The 15,925-nt window shown below is 61.9% G+C and carries 15 protein-coding genes; all 15 read right to left on the bottom strand.

Features of this window, described 5'->3' with window-relative positions; translation table 11 throughout:
* Window positions 1–56: 56 nt before the first annotated feature.
* The 15 genes from BLV47_RS32265 to flhB all read right to left on the bottom strand — a co-directional run bounded on the left by BLV47_RS32265 (window position 57) and on the right by flhB (window position 15,925).
* Window positions 57–449, bottom strand: a complete 393-nt coding sequence (locus BLV47_RS32265; protein WP_016965424.1) for a DUF2802 domain-containing protein — start codon at window positions 447–449, stop codon at window positions 57–59.
* Window positions 450–932, bottom strand: coding sequence for a chemotaxis protein CheW (locus tag BLV47_RS32260; RefSeq protein ID WP_011060011.1), 483 nt, complete (start codon window positions 930–932; stop codon window positions 450–452).
* Window positions 933–1,011: 79 nt separating this feature from the next.
* Entirely contained in the window at window positions 1,012–1,914 is a 903-nt protein-coding gene (locus tag BLV47_RS32255) for a CheW domain-containing protein (protein ID WP_092320541.1), read from the bottom strand.
* A gap of 84 nt (window positions 1,915–1,998) precedes the next feature.
* Window positions 1,999–2,787 carry a ParA family protein gene (locus BLV47_RS32250; protein ID WP_092320540.1) on the bottom strand — a complete coding sequence of 263 codons (789 nt, stop codon included), beginning with the start codon at window positions 2,785–2,787 and terminating at the stop codon, window positions 1,999–2,001.
* A gap of 50 nt (window positions 2,788–2,837) precedes the next feature.
* Window positions 2,838–3,764, bottom strand: coding sequence for a flagellar motor protein MotD (motD, locus tag BLV47_RS32245; RefSeq protein ID WP_092320539.1), 927 nt, complete (start codon window positions 3,762–3,764; stop codon window positions 2,838–2,840).
* A gap of 2 nt (window positions 3,765–3,766) precedes the next feature.
* A complete protein-coding gene (locus BLV47_RS32240; RefSeq protein WP_016963185.1) occupies window positions 3,767–4,507 on the bottom strand; it encodes a flagellar motor protein in 741 nt (246 codons plus the stop codon).
* Window positions 4,507–5,631 (bottom strand): protein-glutamate methylesterase/protein-glutamine glutaminase, encoded by a 1,125-nt coding sequence (locus BLV47_RS32235; RefSeq protein ID WP_092320538.1) that lies wholly within the window; start codon window positions 5,629–5,631, stop codon window positions 4,507–4,509. Before BLV47_RS32235 ends, BLV47_RS32240 begins: the two co-directional genes overlap by 1 nt.
* 47 nt (window positions 5,632–5,678) lie before the next feature.
* Window positions 5,679–7,949 (bottom strand): chemotaxis protein CheA, encoded by a 2,271-nt coding sequence (locus BLV47_RS32230; RefSeq protein ID WP_092320537.1) that lies wholly within the window; start codon window positions 7,947–7,949, stop codon window positions 5,679–5,681.
* Window positions 7,950–7,961: 12 nt separating this feature from the next.
* Window positions 7,962–8,750 (bottom strand): protein phosphatase CheZ, encoded by a 789-nt coding sequence (locus tag BLV47_RS32225; protein ID WP_092320536.1) that lies wholly within the window; start codon window positions 8,748–8,750, stop codon window positions 7,962–7,964.
* Window positions 8,751–8,780: 30 nt separating this feature from the next.
* Complete coding sequence (locus BLV47_RS32220; protein WP_003183998.1) at window positions 8,781–9,152, bottom strand: chemotaxis response regulator CheY; 372 nt, start codon at window positions 9,150–9,152, stop codon at window positions 8,781–8,783.
* A gap of 165 nt (window positions 9,153–9,317) precedes the next feature.
* Window positions 9,318–10,058 (bottom strand): RNA polymerase sigma factor FliA, encoded by a 741-nt coding sequence (gene fliA / locus BLV47_RS32215; RefSeq protein ID WP_011060003.1) that lies wholly within the window; start codon window positions 10,056–10,058, stop codon window positions 9,318–9,320.
* On the bottom strand, window positions 10,055–10,885 hold the full coding sequence (gene fleN, locus BLV47_RS32210) for a flagellar synthesis regulator FleN (RefSeq protein WP_016963180.1): 831 nt from the start codon (window positions 10,883–10,885) through the stop codon (window positions 10,055–10,057). Before fleN ends, fliA begins: the two co-directional genes overlap by 4 nt.
* Before the next feature lie 118 nt (window positions 10,886–11,003).
* On the bottom strand, window positions 11,004–12,326 hold the full coding sequence (flhF, locus tag BLV47_RS32205; RefSeq protein ID WP_092320535.1) for a flagellar biosynthesis GTPase FlhF: 1,323 nt from the start codon (window positions 12,324–12,326) through the stop codon (window positions 11,004–11,006).
* An 11-nt stretch (window positions 12,327–12,337) separates the two neighbouring features.
* Window positions 12,338–14,467, bottom strand: a complete 2,130-nt coding sequence (gene flhA, locus BLV47_RS32200; protein ID WP_092320534.1) for a flagellar biosynthesis protein FlhA — start codon at window positions 14,465–14,467, stop codon at window positions 12,338–12,340.
* A 282-nt stretch (window positions 14,468–14,749) separates the two neighbouring features.
* Complete coding sequence (gene flhB, locus BLV47_RS32195) at window positions 14,750–15,925, bottom strand: flagellar biosynthesis protein FlhB (protein ID WP_092320533.1); 1,176 nt, start codon at window positions 15,923–15,925, stop codon at window positions 14,750–14,752.

Below are 15,925 nucleotides of genomic sequence, written 5' to 3'. Positions count from 1 at the left end.
CCGCAAGCTTCAAGCTGGAAACTTGCAGCTTGCAGCTTGCGACTTGAAGCTGCGCTTCAACCTTTGTGCAGCTTGCTGACCAGTTCCGCCTCGGCCTGGGTCAAGCCGCAGGACTGGGTCAGTTCGTCGACGCTGGCGCCCATGCCCACCAGGCGCGCGGCCTGGGCGAAGGACAGGCTGGAGGGGTCACGCTGCTCCAGCTGGGCCAGTTTGTCTGGCAACGGCGCTACCACCGCTCGCAGTTCATGCAGATCCTCGCCCATGCGCACCGTACCGTTCTGGTAATGGTCGACGCGCTTGGCCAGCTCCTTGATCCGCTGATCGCGCACGGCATCGCCTTCGGCTTGCTGGGCGGCGATCTGCCGCTGATTGCGGGTGTACGACAGAAACAGCGCCACAGTGGCGACCCAGAGGATCGCCAGGACAATCACCGCTACCTCGAGGATCAATCAGATACTCTCCAGTTCCGACCATTCCTCTTCGCTCATCATCTTGTCCAGCTCGACCAGAATCAGCAGTTCGCCGTTCTTGTTGCAGACGCCCTGAATGAACTTGGCCGACTCTTCGTTACCGACATTCGGTGCGGTTTCGACTTCCGACTGACGCAGGTAAACCACTTCCGCCACGCTGTCGACCATGATCCCGACCACTTGCTTGTCGGCTTCGATGATGACAATCCGGGTGTTGTCATTGACTTCGGTGGGCACCAGGCCGAAACGCTGGCGGGTATCGATTACCGTGACCACGTTGCCGCGCAGGTTGATGATCCCCAGCACGTAGCTCGGAGCACCCGGCACCGGAGCGATCTCGGTGTAGCGCAGCACTTCCTGGACGCGCATCACGTTGATGCCGTAGGACTCGTTATCCAGCTTGAAGGTGACCCATTGCAGGATCGGATCTTCGGAACCCTGTGCAGACGACGACTTATTCATACCCTGACCCCTCAAAAAACCGTTGAAAACGGTGTGTGTTCTGTGTGGCTGCGCCCAATGGACGCCGCCTGTGTTTGCTTCACTTCGGCTTGTGCGCCGCTTGACTGATAGCCAGCTGCTTGGCACCACCGGTGGCGATCAACTCCGCCAGTTCGGCCACGTCGAGCAAGGCGCACATGTGTTCGATCACGGTGCCGGCGAGCCACGGGCGTTGGCCACGATGACTGCGCCACTTGATTTCATTGGGGTCCAGGCGCAACGAACGGCTGACCTGATGCACCGCCAACCCCCACTCATAGCCCTGGACCGAGATTACGTACTGCAGGCCCTGGCGGAAATCATCGCGGTAACGATCCGGCATGACCCAACGGGCGGTATCCAGCACTTTCAGGTTGCCGGCCTGGCTCGGCAGGATACCGAGGAACCACTCCGGCTGACCGAACAGCGGCGTGAGTTCCTGTCCCGCCAGAGAATAGATCGAACCCAGGCACACCAGCGGCACCGCCAGGGTCAGGCCGGCAACATCGAACAACAGGCATTCGAAAGGTTCCGCGGCCCAGCTGGGACGGTCGCTGCCGATGACCGGCGGTGGTGTATTGCTGGGTGGCAGGTGCACTTCGACCACCGGCGGCACCAGCGCTTGAAGCATCGGCACCACGGGGGAGATCGAGGTCAGCACCGGCGGCGGCGCTTCCAGAACGGCTGGCGCCGGCATCGGCTCCGCCGCCCGGGCGAGAGGAGCCGCCTGCTGCTGAAGCAACGCATCCCGCGCCTGCTCTTCCAACACTGCTGCCTGGAATTCGTCCAGCACTTCGCTACCGGCCTCGGACGTGACCAGCAAAGCTGGCGGCGCAACCTCGACGGCAACCGCAACTGCGGGCTCCGGAACCAGTTCTTCTTCGGTGGCATCCTGCAGCAAAGCGTCCAGGTACGACTGCAGCGCCAGCTGGGGCCGGCTCTTGATATCCAGAGGACGGTTCATAAGGATACCCACGCGAAAACCCCGACACATTGACCTGTGGAGGTTATCGGCCAGGCCGTCGGGCGACTTGAATAAGCCTTCACGTCAAGCCACCTGCGCCACGAGTTGCTGGGCCAGCAAGTGCTTGAGCAAGGCCTTGTAGGCCAGTACGCCGCGACTCTTGCCATCGAACTGGGAGGGGGTGACCCCTGCCCGGCTGGCGTCCCGCAGGCGGGTATCCACCGGGATATAGCCTTGCCAGATTTCCTCGGGAAACTTGTCCCGCAGAATCCGCAGCGTGCCCAGGGACGCCTGGGTCCGTCGATCGAACAGGGTCGGCACAATGCTGAACGGCAGTGGTTGCTTGCGCGAGCGGTTGACCATGGCCAGAGTGTTGACCATGCGCTCCAGGCCCTTGACCGCCAGGTGTTCGGTCTGCACCGGAATCACCAACTGCTGGCTGGCCGCCAGGGCGTTGACCATCAACACGCCGAGCAGCGGCGGGCTGTCGATCACTGCGTAGTCGAAGTCCTGCCACAGCTGCGCCAGGCTCTTGGCGATCACCAGGCCCAGGCCGCTCTGCCCCGGCGACTGGCGCTCAAGGGTGGCCAGGGCGGTGCTCGACGGCAACAGGGAAATCTGTTCATGGCTGGTGCCCAGCAGCAGTTGGCCCGGCAGGTCCTGGGGCACGTTGCCCTTGTGCAGGAACAGATCGTAGCTGCTGTGCTCCAGGCTGTCCGGGTCGTAGCCGAAGTAGCTGGTCATGGAACCGTGGGGGTCGAGATCGACCACGACCACGCGCTTGCCCGCCTCGGCCAGCAAGCCGGCTAAAGCGATGGAACTGGTGGTTTTACCAACACCACCCTTTTGATTGGCGACTGCCCAGACTCTCATTCGGTTGGTTCCTCCCGCCCAGCCACAGCAGGGCGAGACATAGCGCTAAGTTACAAAGCGGGTGACGGAGAATTGACGGCGCTTCCCTGTACCGGCGTTTTAACCGGGGTTGGTGCAGTTTGTGTGCCAGCACGCTTGAGTGCCGCATCCGGTGTTGCATTGGCGGTGCCAGCACGCTTGAGTGCCGCATCCGGTGTTGCATTGGCGGTGCCGGTACCGGTCAGGCTGCGCCGCACATCGAGATTGCGCGACACCACCAGCACCACCCGCCGATTGCGCGCCCGGCCTTCGGCAGTGGCGTTGTTGGCCACCGGCTGGAACTCGCCATAGCCCACGGAGGCCATCCGTGCCGGATTGACACCCTGCATCGCCAGCATGCGCACGATGCTCGCCGAGCGGGCCGAGGACAGCTCCCAGTTGGTCGGGTATTGCGCGGTCTGGATCGGCTGATTGTCGGTGAAGCCCTCGACATGGATCGGGTTGTCGAAGGGTTTGAGGATCTTCGCCACCTTGTCGATGATGGTGAACGCCTGGTCGCTGGGCATGGCGTCGCCACTGCCGAACAACAGGCTGGAGTTGAGTTCGATCTCCACCCACAACTCGTTGCCGCGCACGGTCATCTGGTTCGAGCTGATCAGATCGCCAAAGGCCGCGCTGATGTCATCGGCGATGCTCTTGAGCGGATCGCTGCCAGCGGAAATCCCGGCGTCGACCTGCTCGCTGTCCTTGACCAGAGGCTTGGCCGGGGTCACGGTCCTGGGCCGCTCATCACCGATGGGAATCGGCTTGAGGCTGCGATCGGAGTCGGTGAAGACCCCGATCAAGGCTTCGGAAATCACCTTGTACTTGCCCTCGTTGATCGAGGAAATCGAGTACATGACCACAAAAAACGCGAACAGCAAGGTGATGAAGTCGGCGTAGGAAACCAACCAGCGCTCATGGTTGACGTGTTCTTCTTGCTGGCGACGACGGGCCATAATCAGTCCATGAAGCCTTGCAGCTTCAGCTCGATGGAGCGGGGGTTTTCGCCTTCGGCGATCGACAGGATGCCTTCGAGCAGCATTTCCCGGTAACGCGACTGGCGCAGGGCAATGGATTTCAGCTTGGCGGCGATCGGCAACAGCACCAGGTTGGCACTGGCCACACCATAGATGGTGGCGACGAAGGCCACGGCAATGCCGCTACCCAGCTGGGACGGATCGGCCAGGTTGCCCATCACGTGAATCAGCCCCATGACCGCACCGATGATGCCGATGGTCGGCGCATAGCCGCCCATGCTCTCGAAGACCTTGGCGGCCTCGATATCACGGCTTTCCTGAGTGTAGAAATCCACCTCGAGGATGCTGCGGATGGCTTCCGGCTCGGCGCCGTCCACCAGCAGTTGCAGGCCTTTGCGCGAATAGGTGTCCGGTTCGGCATCCGCCACGCCTTCCAGGCCCAGCAGGCCCTCCTTGCGCGCGGTCAGGCTCCAGTTGACCACCCGGTCGATGCCGCCGGGCAGATCGACCCGAGGCGGAAACAGGATCCACACCAGGATCTGCATGGCTCGCTTGAAAGCGCTCAACGGCGACTGCAACAAGGCAGCACCAATGGTGCCGCCGAGCACGATCAGCGCGGCTGGGCCGTTGGCCAGTGCCGACAGGTGACCACCTTCCAGGTAGTTGCCACCGATGATGGCGACAAACGCCATGATGATCCCGATTAGGCTGAGCACATCCATCAGAGGCAGGCCTCGACCAGATGCCGGCCGATGTCATCCAGGCTGTACACCGCGTCTGCCAGGTTGGCCTTGACGATGGCCATGGGCATGCCATAGATCACGCAGCTGGCTTCATCCTGGGCCCAGACCGCGCTGCCGCCCTGCTTGAGCAGGCGCGCACCTTCACGACCGTCAGCGCCCATGCCGGTGAGTACCACCGCCAGAACTTTGTCGCTGTAGGACTTGGCCGCAGAACCGAAGGTGATGTCCACGCACGGCTTGTAGTTCAGACGCTCGTCGCCGGGAAGAATCTTCACCGCGCCACGACCGTCGATCATCATCTGCTTGCCGCCCGGCGCCAGCAGCGCCAGGCCTGGACGCAGGATGTCGCCATCCTCGGCTTCCTTGACGCTGATGCGGCAGAGCTTGTCCAGACGCTCGGCAAAGGCCTTGGTGAACGCCGCCGGCATGTGCTGGATCAGCACGATAGGGGCCGGGAAGTTGGCCGGCAGCTGGGTCAGGACCCGCTGCAAGGCCACCGGGCCACCGGTGGACGTACCGATCGCCACCAGCTTGTAGGCCTTGCGCTTGGGCGCCGGCGATGCCGGACCTGCAGCCGCTGCCGAAGCACGGACCGGAGCCGGTGCTGGCGCCGGGCGTGCACTGCCGAAGCTCGACGGGGTCGGAGCTGGTGCAGTCGGTGCGGTCGGTTGCGGCGCCGGGGTGCTGTAGCTGCTGAAACGACGATTGCTGCGCGAGATGCTGTGGACTTTCTCGCACAGCAGTTGCTTGACCTTCTCGGGATTGCGCGAGATGTCTTCGAAATTTTTCGGCAGGAAATCCACGGCCCCGGCATCCAGCGCATCGAGGGTCACTCGAGCGCCTTCATGGGTCAGGGAAGAGAACATCAGGACCGGCGTCGGGCAGCGCTGCATGATATGCCGCACTGCGGTGATGCCATCCATCATCGGCATCTCGTAGTCCATGGTGATCACGTCCGGCTTGAGCGCCAGGGCCTGATCGATCGCCTCTTTACCGTTGGTCGCCGTACCGACGACCTGGATACTCGAATCCGCTGAAAGAATTTCCGAGACGCGGCGGCGGAAAAAACCCGAATCGTCCACCACCAGGACTTTGACTGCCATAAACACTCCGTTAGGTGGGGCGAGGCCAACCGCCCCTCCCCGCCGAATCAAATACGCCGTGCGGCGTAACGCTTGAGCATGCTCGGAACATCGAGAATCAGAGCGATGCGGCCGTCACCGGTAATGGTGGCGCCGGACATGCCCGGGGTTCCCTGAAGCATTTTGCCCAAGGGCTTGATGACCACTTCTTCCTGGCCCACCAACTGATCGACGACAAAGCCGATCCGTTGGGTGCCCACCGAAAGGATCACTACGTGGCCTTCACGCTGCTCTTCATGAGCCGCGGAACTGACCAGCCAGCGCTTGAGGTAGAACAGGGGCAATGCCTTGTCACGCACGATCACCACTTCCTGGCCGTCCACCACATTGGTGCGGGACAGGTCGAGGTGGAAGATTTCGTTGACGTTGACCAACGGGAAGGCGAACGCCTGGTTGCCCAGCATCACCATCAGGGTCGGCATGATCGCCAGGGTCAACGGCACCTTGATGACGATCTTCGAACCCTGGCCCTTGGTCGAGTAGATGTTGATCGAGCCATTGAGCTGGGAAATCTTGGTCTTCACCACGTCCATGCCCACACCACGGCCGGAGACGTCGGAGATCTCGGTCTTGGTGGAGAAGCCCGGGGCGAAGATCAGGTTGTAGCACTCGGTATCGCTCAGGCGGTCGGCGGCGTCCTTGTCCATCACGCCGCGCTTGACGGCGATGGCGCGTAGAACGTTGGGGTCCATGCCCTTGCCATCGTCGGAAATCGACAGGAGGATGTGGTCACCTTCCTGCTCCGCCGCCAGCACCACCTTGCCGCCACGGGCCTTGCCCGAGGCTTCGCGCTCTTCCGGCGACTCGATGCCGTGGTCCACCGCGTTGCGCACCAAGTGCACCAGCGGGTCGGCCAGGGCCTCTACCAGGTTCTTGTCGAGGTCGGTTTCCTCCCCCACCAGTTCCAGGTTGATCTCTTTCTTGAGCTGCCGAGCCAGGTCGCGAACCAGACGCGGGAAGCGCCCGAACACCTTCTTGATCGGCTGCATGCGGGTCTTCATCACCGCGGTCTGCAGGTCGGCGGTCACCACGTCCAGGTTCGACACCGCCTTGGACATGGCTTCGTCGCCGCTGTTCAGGCCCAGGCGCACCAGACGGTTACGCACCAGCACCAGCTCGCCCACCATGTTCATGATTTCGTCCAGGCGCGCGGTATCGACCCGCACCGTGGTTTCCGCTTCGCTGGCAGGCTTTTCCGCTGGCGGCGCCGCTGCGGCGCGAGCCGGTGCCGGCGCTGCAGCCGCTGCCGGTTTTGGCGCCTCGGCCTTGGCTTCAGGCTTCTTCGCCACGGGTTTGGCGACGGCGGCGCTGGTTGCCGCAGCCGGTGCCGCCGCAACTGCCGCTGCAGGTTTGGCCGCACCCGGAGTTTCAGAGAACTTGCCCTTGCCGTGCAGCTCATCCAGCAGGGATTCGAATTCGTGATCGGTGATCAGGTCGCTACCGGCCGCCGCAGCGCTTGGCGCCGGCGCGGCAGGCACCGCGGCCACCGCGGACTCCAGTGCGTCCACGGCAAAGTTGCCCTTGCCATGCAACTGGTCCAGCAGGGCTTCAAATTCGTCATCGGTGATTTCGTCGCCAGCCGCGGCAGCGCCAGCGGCAGCAGGCGCTGCGGGAGCTACGGCATCGGGAGCGAACTGCCCCTTGCCATGCAACTGATCCAGCAGGGACTCGAACTCGGCATCGGTGATCTCGTCGCTGGCGGGCTCGCCCTCGGCCACCGGCGCGGCAGCAGGTGCGGCCTCGGCGTCGGCCTTGGCGGCATTCAGCGAGTCGAGCAAGAGTTCGAATTCGTTATCGGTGATATCCCCTGACGGGGCCTCGACCTCGGGCTCAGGCTCGACAGCGGCTTCGGCCACTTCCTCGACCACCGGCGCTGCGGGTTCGGCCCCGGCAGGCTCGGCCAGCCGCGCCAACGCGGCCAGCAGTTCCGGTGTCGCCGCAGTGATTTCGGTGCGCTCACGGACCTGGCTGAACATGCCGTTCACCGCGTCCAGCGCCTCAAGCACCACGTCCATCAGTTCCGAATCAACCCGTCGCTCACCCTTGCGCAGGATGTCGAAGACGTTCTCGGCAATGTGACAGCACTCCACCAGCTCATTGAGCTGGAGGAAGCCGGCGCCCCCTTTAACAGTGTGAAAACCGCGAAAAATTGCATTGAGCAGGTCCGCATCATCCGGTCGGCTTTCCAGCTCGACCAGTTGTTCGGACAGTTGCTCTAGAATCTCGCCGGCCTCAACCAGGAAATCCTGAAGGATCTCTTCATCGGCGCCGAAGCTCATTAATGGGTGCTCCTAGAATCCAAGGCTGGAAAGCAAATCGTCTACATCGTCCTGACCGGACACAACGTCTTCCCGTTTATCGGCATGAATCTGCGGACCTTCACCCTTGGCGAGATGTTTTTGCGGATCTTTTTCCGCGAGGATCGATTCACGGTCATGTTCGATACCGGCGAAGCGATCGACCTGACTGGCCATCAAGACAAGTTTGAGCAGATTGCTTTCGACTTCCGTGACCAACTGGGTCACACGCTTGATCACCTGACCGGTCAGGTCCTGGTAATCCTGCGCCAGCAGAATGTCGTTGAGGTGGCCGGAAACGGTGCGGGTTTCCTGCTCGCTGCGCGTCAGGAAACTGTCGACCCGGCGCGCCAGTTCGCGAAACTCTTCAGCACCGACCTCGCGCCGCATGAAGCGCCCCCAATCTGCGCTCAAGACCTGGGCTTCAGTGCTCAGGCCATTGACCAGCGGGGTGCTGCTCTCTACCAGGTCCATGGTGCGGTTGGCGGCGGCTTCCGTGAGCCGGACCACATAGGACAGGCGCTCAGTGGCATCCGTGATCTGTGAAACTTCCTCGGCTTGCGGCATGTGCGGGTCAATCTGGAAATTGACGATCGCGCTATGCAGCTCGCGGGTGAGCTTGCCCACTTCCTGATACAGGCCGCGGTCACGGGTCTGATTGAGCTCATGGATCAATTGCACAGCGTCGCCGAACTTGCCCTTTTCCAGGCTCTCGACCAGTTCCAGTGCATGTTTTTTCAGGGTCGACTCAAAGTCGCCCAGTGAAGATTCGTTATGCTCCATAGCTCCCCCGTGGCGGAATGGCTACGTACATCAACCGATGCGTTCGAAGATCTTTTCGATCTTCTCTTTCAACGCCTGAGCCGTGAATGGTTTGACTACATAGCCGTTTACGCCGGCCTGGGCAGCTTCGATGATCTGCTCGCGCTTGGCTTCCGCAGTCACCATCAACACCGGCAGGTGCTTGAGCTTTTCATCGGCACGCACGTGACGCAGCAGGTCGATACCGGTCATGCCTGGCATGTTCCAGTCCGTTACCAGAAAGTCGATGCTCCCGCTGTTGAGTACCGGAATGGCAGTAGTGCCATCGTCGGCCTCGACCGTGTTGGTGAAACCCAGATCACGCAACAGGTTTTTTATGATCCGCCGCATCGTTGAAAAGTCATCAACGATGAGGATTTTCATGTTCTTGTCCAATTCGACCTCCAAGCAGTCTTAAACGCATCCAGCACCTGAACGCGCCATTCAATCAATTCGGCATAACACACAACGACTGCATGGAGCACACACCGCAAGACCGGCGCAGCGCTTGCCTTACCGGTCCCGATCGCAGTGTCCCCACACTGCCTGTCAGCGCGCTCGCCACTCCCCCAAACGCCCCCGCAAACGGGCCGCGCACTGGCTGTGTAACTGGCTGACCCGCGATTCGCTGACCCCCAGGACCTCACCGATTTCCTTGAGATTCAGCTCTTCGTCGTAGTACAGCGCCAACACCAGTCGCTCGCGCTCCGGCAAATTGGCAATCGCATCCGCCAAGGCGGCCTGGAAGCGTTCATCCTCCAGGTCCCGTGACGGCTCGAGATGAGCACTGGCGCCATCCTCATGCAGCCCTTCATGTTCGCCGTCCTGCAACAGGTCGTCGAAACTGAACAGGCGGCTGCCCAAGGTGTCGTTCAAAATCCCGTAATAATCGTCGAGACTCAATTGAAGTTCGGCCGCAACTTCATGATCTTTAGCGTCACGACCGGTTTTAGCTTCAATTGCACGAATGGCATCACTGACCATGCGTGTATTACGGTGCACCGAACGCGGTGCCCAGTCGCCTTTGCGAACCTCGTCGAGCATCGCCCCGCGGATACGGATACCCGCGTAGGTTTCGAAACTCGCCCCCTTGCTCGCGTCGTACTTGGTCGACACTTCGAGCAAACCGATCATCCCGGCCTGAATCAGGTCTTCCACCTGAACACTGGCCGGCAACCGCGCCAGCAGGTGATAGGCAATGCGCTTGACCAGAGGCGCGTAGCGCTCGATCAATTCGTATTGGCTGTCACGCGCCGACTTCTTGTAGAGGTTGTAGCCGCTGGCAGTCATAGCACCGGTCCCGCTGTTTGATGCACCAGGCGCTCGACAAAAAACTCCAGATGCCCGCGAGGGTTCGCCGGCAACGGCCAGGTATCGACTTTTTGCGCGATGGCCTTGAACGCCAATGCACACTTCGAACGAGGAAAGGCTTCATAGACCGCACGCTGCTTTTGCACGGCCTTGCGCACGCTTTCGTCGTAGGGAACTGCGCCGACGTATTGTAAGGCCACGTCCAGAAAGCGATCCGTGACCTTGGTCAATTTTGCAAACAGGTTGCGCCCTTCCTGAGGGCTTTGGGCCATGTTGGCCAGGACCCGGAAACGGTTCATGCCGTAGTCGCGGTTGAGCAACTTGATCAGCGCATAGGCATCGGTGATCGAAGTCGGTTCGTCGCAGACCACCAGCAACACTTCCTGGGCCGCGCGGACGAAACTGACTACCGAGTCACCAATACCCGCAGCGGTGTCGATCACCAGCACATCGAGGTTGTCGCCGATGTCGCTGAAGGCCTGGATCAGGCCGGCGTGCTGGGCCGGACTCAGGTGCACCATGCTCTGGGTGCCGGAGGCGGCCGGGACGATACGGATACCGCCAGGCCCCTGGAGCAGCACATCACGCAGCTCACAGCGCCCTTCGATGACATCCGCCAGGGTGCGCTTGGGTGTCAGGCCCAGCAGGACATCGACGTTGGCCAGTCCCAAGTCGGCATCCAGCAGCAAGACCCGCCGGCCGAGCTCAGCCAGAGCCAGGGACAAGTTCACTGACACATTAGTCTTGCCGACGCCACCCTTGCCGCCGGTCACCGCAATCACCTGTACGGGATGCATGCTGCCCATGTTCTTTCTTTACCTTGTCTTACTTAGACGGGGCCACATAACTGGCTGCGCGTTCACCGTTGGAACAATGCATGGCAGACCATCGATGTAGATACACTGCAATCTTTTCATGTCTAACTCAGCCGACCCGCTTGGCCGGACTGTGGTAGAGATCAGCGAACATGTCGGCCATGGCTTCTTCGCTGGGCTCCTCTTGCATCTGCACGCTCACTGCACGGCTCACCAGCTGATGCCGGCGAGGCAGATGCAGGTCGTCAGGAATCCGCGGACCATCGGTCAGATAGGCGACCGGCAATTCATGACTGATGGCCAGGCTCAAGACCTCGCCAAGGCTGGCTGTTTCATCCAGCTTGGTCAGGATGCAGCCGGCCAGACCACAGCGCTTGTAGCTGTGGTAGGCGGCGGTCAGCACCTGCTTCTGGCTGGTGGTCGCCAGCACCAGATAGTTCTTAGCCCGGATTCCGCGACCGGCCAGGCTTTCCAGTTGCATGCGCAATGCCGGATCGCTGGCCTGCAGGCCGGCGGTGTCGATCAACACTACGCGCTTGCGCAACAGTGGATCCAGAGCCTGGGCCAGTGACTGCCCAGGATCGACATGGGTCACCGAGACATTGAGGATACGCCCCAACGTCTTGAGCTGTTCCTGGGCACCGATACGGAAGCTGTCCATGCTGACCAGGGCAATGTTCTGTGCGCCGTACTTGAGTACATAGCGCGCCGCCAACTTGGCCAGGGTGGTGGTCTTGCCCATGCCGGCGGGGCCGACCATGGCGATCACGCCACCTTCTTCCAGAGGCTCGACTTCCGGCGTCAGGATCATCCGCGCCAGGTGCGCCAGCAGCATGCGCCAGGCCTGGCGGGGCTCGTCGATATCCGTGATCAGTGCCAGCAGATCACGGGCCAGCGGACCGGACAGGCCGATGCGCTGCAGACGGCGCCAGAGGTTGGCCTGCTCAGGACGACTGCCCTGCAATTGACTCCAGGCCAGGGAACCGAGCTGCACTTCCAGCAGTTCGCGCAGGCCGTTGAGCTCGAAACGCATCGAGTCCAGCGCACGGGAATCTGCAACCGGCGCGGCTGGCGCCGGGGCCGGGCGTGGACGCTCGGTCAGGGTCGGCTCGATCAGCGGTTCGGCAGCAGTGAGCGGCAGGCCGGCGAACAGCTGGCGATTGGTGATCGAGGCAGTGTCGCCCTCGCCCCGCAGGCTCAGTTCGGCCTGGGCAGTAACGATCCGCGACTGAGTCTTGCGCAACTCGTCCTCAAGCTCCATGTTCGGAACCCGCGGCGACAGGGCCGACAACTTGTAATCCAGCGCAGCCGTCAGCTCGACCCCACCGGCAATCCGCCGGTTGCCGATGATGGCAGCTTCAGCGCCCAACTCATCACGAACCAGTTTCATGGCCTGACGCATATCGGCGGCGAAAAAACGCTTAACTTGCATAACCCACTACCTCAGCCGTTGGGCCCTACTGTCGCAACGATGGTCACTTGCTTGTTGTCGGGAATTTCCTGGTACGCCAGCACATGCAAACCTGGAACGGCGAGACGCCCGAACCGCGAAAGCATGGCGCGGACCGGACCCGCTACCAACAGAATCACCGGTTGACCTTGCATCTCTTGACGCTGCGCCGCCTCGATCAGCGAACGTTGCAGCTTCTCAGCCATGCTTGGCTCCAGCAGAACGCCTTCTTCCTGGCCTTGTCCTGCCTTCTGCAAACTGCTGAGCAAAATTTGTTCCAACCTTGGCTCCAAGGTGATCACAGGCAGCTCAGACTCAGTGCCTACAATGCTTTGGACGATTGCGCGGGACAGTCCGACACGAACCGCCGCGACCAAAGCGGCAGTATCTTGACTCTTGGCGGCATTGTTGGCGATGGCCTCGGCAATGCTGCGAATGTCCCGCACCGGCACCTGTTCGGCCAGCAGCGCCTGCAGCACCTTGAGCAACTGCGACAACGACAGCACCCCCGGCACCAGCTCCTCCGCCAGCTTTGGCGAGCCCTTGGCCAGCACCTGGAGCAATTGCTGGACCTCTTCGTGGCCGATCAGTTCACTGGAGTGCTTGTACAGAATCTGGTTCAAGTGAGTGGCGACCACGGTACTGGCGTCGACCACGGTATAGCCCAGGGACTGCGCCTGGGGCCGCTGACTGATCTCGATCCACACCGCCTCCAGGCCGAACGCCGGGTCCCGGGCCGAAATGCCATTGAGGGTGCCGTAGACCTGCCCCGGGTTGATCGCCAGCTCGCGATCCGGGTAGATCTCGGCCTCGGCCAGGATTACCCCCATCAGCGTCAGGCGATAGGCACTAGGGGCCAGATCGAGGTTGTCGCGGATATGCACGGTAGGCATGAGGAAGCCCAGGTCCTGGGACAGCTTCTTGCGCACCCCCTTGATCCGCGCCAACAGCTGTCCACCCTGGTTGCGATCCACCAGGGGAATCAAGCGATAACCCACTTCCAGGCCGATCATGTCGATCGGAGTGACGTCGTCCCAGCCCAGCTCCTTGGTTTCCATGGCCCGGGCCGGAGACGGCAGCAGGTCCTGCTGACGCTGGATCTCTTCCTGCGCCTTGACCTTGACCTGATTCTGCTTTCTCCAGACCAGGTACGCCGCGCCACCGGCCACGGCCGCCAGGCTCAGGAAGGAGAAGTGTGGCATGCCCGGCACCAGCCCCATCACCGCCATCAGGCCCGCAGCCACCGCCAGCGCCTTGGGCGAAGCGAACATCTGCCGATTGATCTGCTTGCCCATCTCTTCGGAACCCGAAGCCCGGGTGACCATGATGGCCGCCGCGGTGGACAGCAACAGCGATGGCAACTGCGCCACCAAACCGTCACCGATGGTCAGCAAGGCATAGACCTTGCCGGCATCGGCAAAGCTCATGTTGTGCTGGAAGATACCGACCGCCATACCGCCGATCAGGTTGATGAAGAGGATCAGCAGACCGGCGATGGCGTCACCGCGGACAAACTTGCTGGCACCGTCCATGGAGCCGTAGAACTCGGCCTCCTGGGCCACTTCCAGACGGCGCAGCTTGGCCTGGTTCTGGTCGATCAGGCCGGCGTTGAGGTCGGCGTCGATGGCCATCTGCTTACCAGGCATGGCATCCAGGGTGAAGCGTGCGCTCACCTCAGAGATCCGCCCGGCACCCTTGGTCACGACCACGAAGTTGATGATCATGAGGATCGCGAAAACCACGATACCGACCACGTAGTTACCGCCGATCACCACCTCACCGAAGGCCTGGATCACCTTGCCGGCGGCGGCATGGCCCTCCTGGCCGTGGAGCATCACCACCCGGGTCGAGGCCACGTTGAGCGCCAGTCGCAACAGTGTGGCCACCAGCAGGATGGTGGGGAACACGGCGAAATCCAGCGGCCGCAGGGCATACACGCAGACCAGCAGGACCACGATCGACAGGGCAATGTTGAAGGTGAAGAACACGTCCAGCAGGAACGCCGGCACCGGCAGCATCATCATGGCCAGCATGACCAACAGCAGCACCGGTACACCCAGGTTGCCTCGACCGAGGTCAGCCAGGTTACTGCGAGCCGTGCTGATTAACTGAGAGCGATCCACCGATTTACCCCGTTCCGTAAAGCAAACTTTTGACGCCTGAAGCGGCACGGGGCTGGTACTGCAAGAAGCCTTCCAACTTTGCCGCAGCAGTGCAATCGCGCCCCGAACCTCAAGCAGCCCGGACATCGAAGGACAGGAACGCGAGGCCGCCCTGATCGGCAAGAGGGATGACGCCAGCTCGGCTACAGGCACCAGGGTTACAGGGTCAGATAATGGCAATTAGCCATTTTTCTGACTAAAGCTGGGCCTGTTCGCCGGCAAGCCTGCGCCCGGATGCCTGACCTAGAGAGGCTCGACGGGGCCGCCGGGGGACTGTTTGCCGGCCGTGTCACGCCGCAAGTCCGGCGGAATCGGCAGGTCTTTGAGCGGATCGGGGCGCTTGCCCTTGCCCGCGCGATGCTGGCGGATCTGGTAGACGTAGGCCAGGACCTGAGCCACCGCCAGATACAGCCCCGCCGGAATCTCCTCCTCAAGCTCGGTGGAGTAGTAGATCGAACGCGCCAGGGCCGGGGACTCCAGCAGCATCACTTCGTGGGCCACGGCAATCTCGCGGATCTTCAAGGCCAGGAAATCGCTGCCCTTGGCCAGCAGCACCGGCGCCCCGCCCTTCTCGGCGTCGTACTTGAGCGCCACGGCGTAGTGGGTCGGGTTGGTGATGACCACGTCGGCTTCGGGAATCGCCGCCATCATCCGCCGCTGGGACATCTCGCGCTGAGTCTGGCGAATCCGCTGCTTGACCTCCGGCCGCCCCTCCTGGTCCTTGTGCTCGTCACGCACTTCCTGCTTGGTCATCAACAGCTTCTTGTGGGCCTGATAGATCTGCACCGGCACATCCACCGCGGCGATCAGGATCAGCCCACACGCCATCCACAAGGTGCTCCAGCCCACCACCTGGACACTGTGGATAATCGCCAGCTCAAGGGGTTCGTGAGCGATCCGCAGCAGGTCGTCAATGTCCGATGACAACACCGAAAGCGCCACGAACAGCACCAGACCGAACTTGGCCAGGGCCTTGAGCAGCTCAATCAGCGCCGTAGGAGAAAACATCCGTTTCAGGCCATTGGCCGGGTTCATCCGACTGAACTTGGGCGCCAGGCTCTTGCCGGCGAACAGCCAGCCCCCCAGGGAAATCGGGCCGATAATGGCCGCCAGCAGCAAGGTCAGCAGCACCGGCTGCACCGCCAGGATGGCAATCTTGCCCGAGTGCAGCAGGTACAGCCCCATGCTCCCGGGGCTGAGCAGCACCTCCCGGGGCAAGGAGAAATTCAAACGCATGATTTCCAGCAGGTCCTGAGCCAGACCACCGCCGTACACCAGCAGACCGCCCGCCCCCGCCAGCATGATCGCCAGGGTGTTGAGCTCCTTGGAACGGGCGATCTCGCCCTTTTCCCGGGAGTCCTTCTTGCGCTTCTCCGTGGGGTCTTCTGTCTTGTCCTGACCGCTTTCGCTCTCGGCCAT

The organism is Pseudomonas saponiphila (assembly GCF_900105185.1).
In the GTDB taxonomy this organism is placed as follows: Bacteria; Pseudomonadota; Gammaproteobacteria; order Pseudomonadales; family Pseudomonadaceae; genus Aquipseudomonas; species Aquipseudomonas saponiphila.
This window is presented reverse-complemented; position numbering and strand designations above follow the sequence as displayed.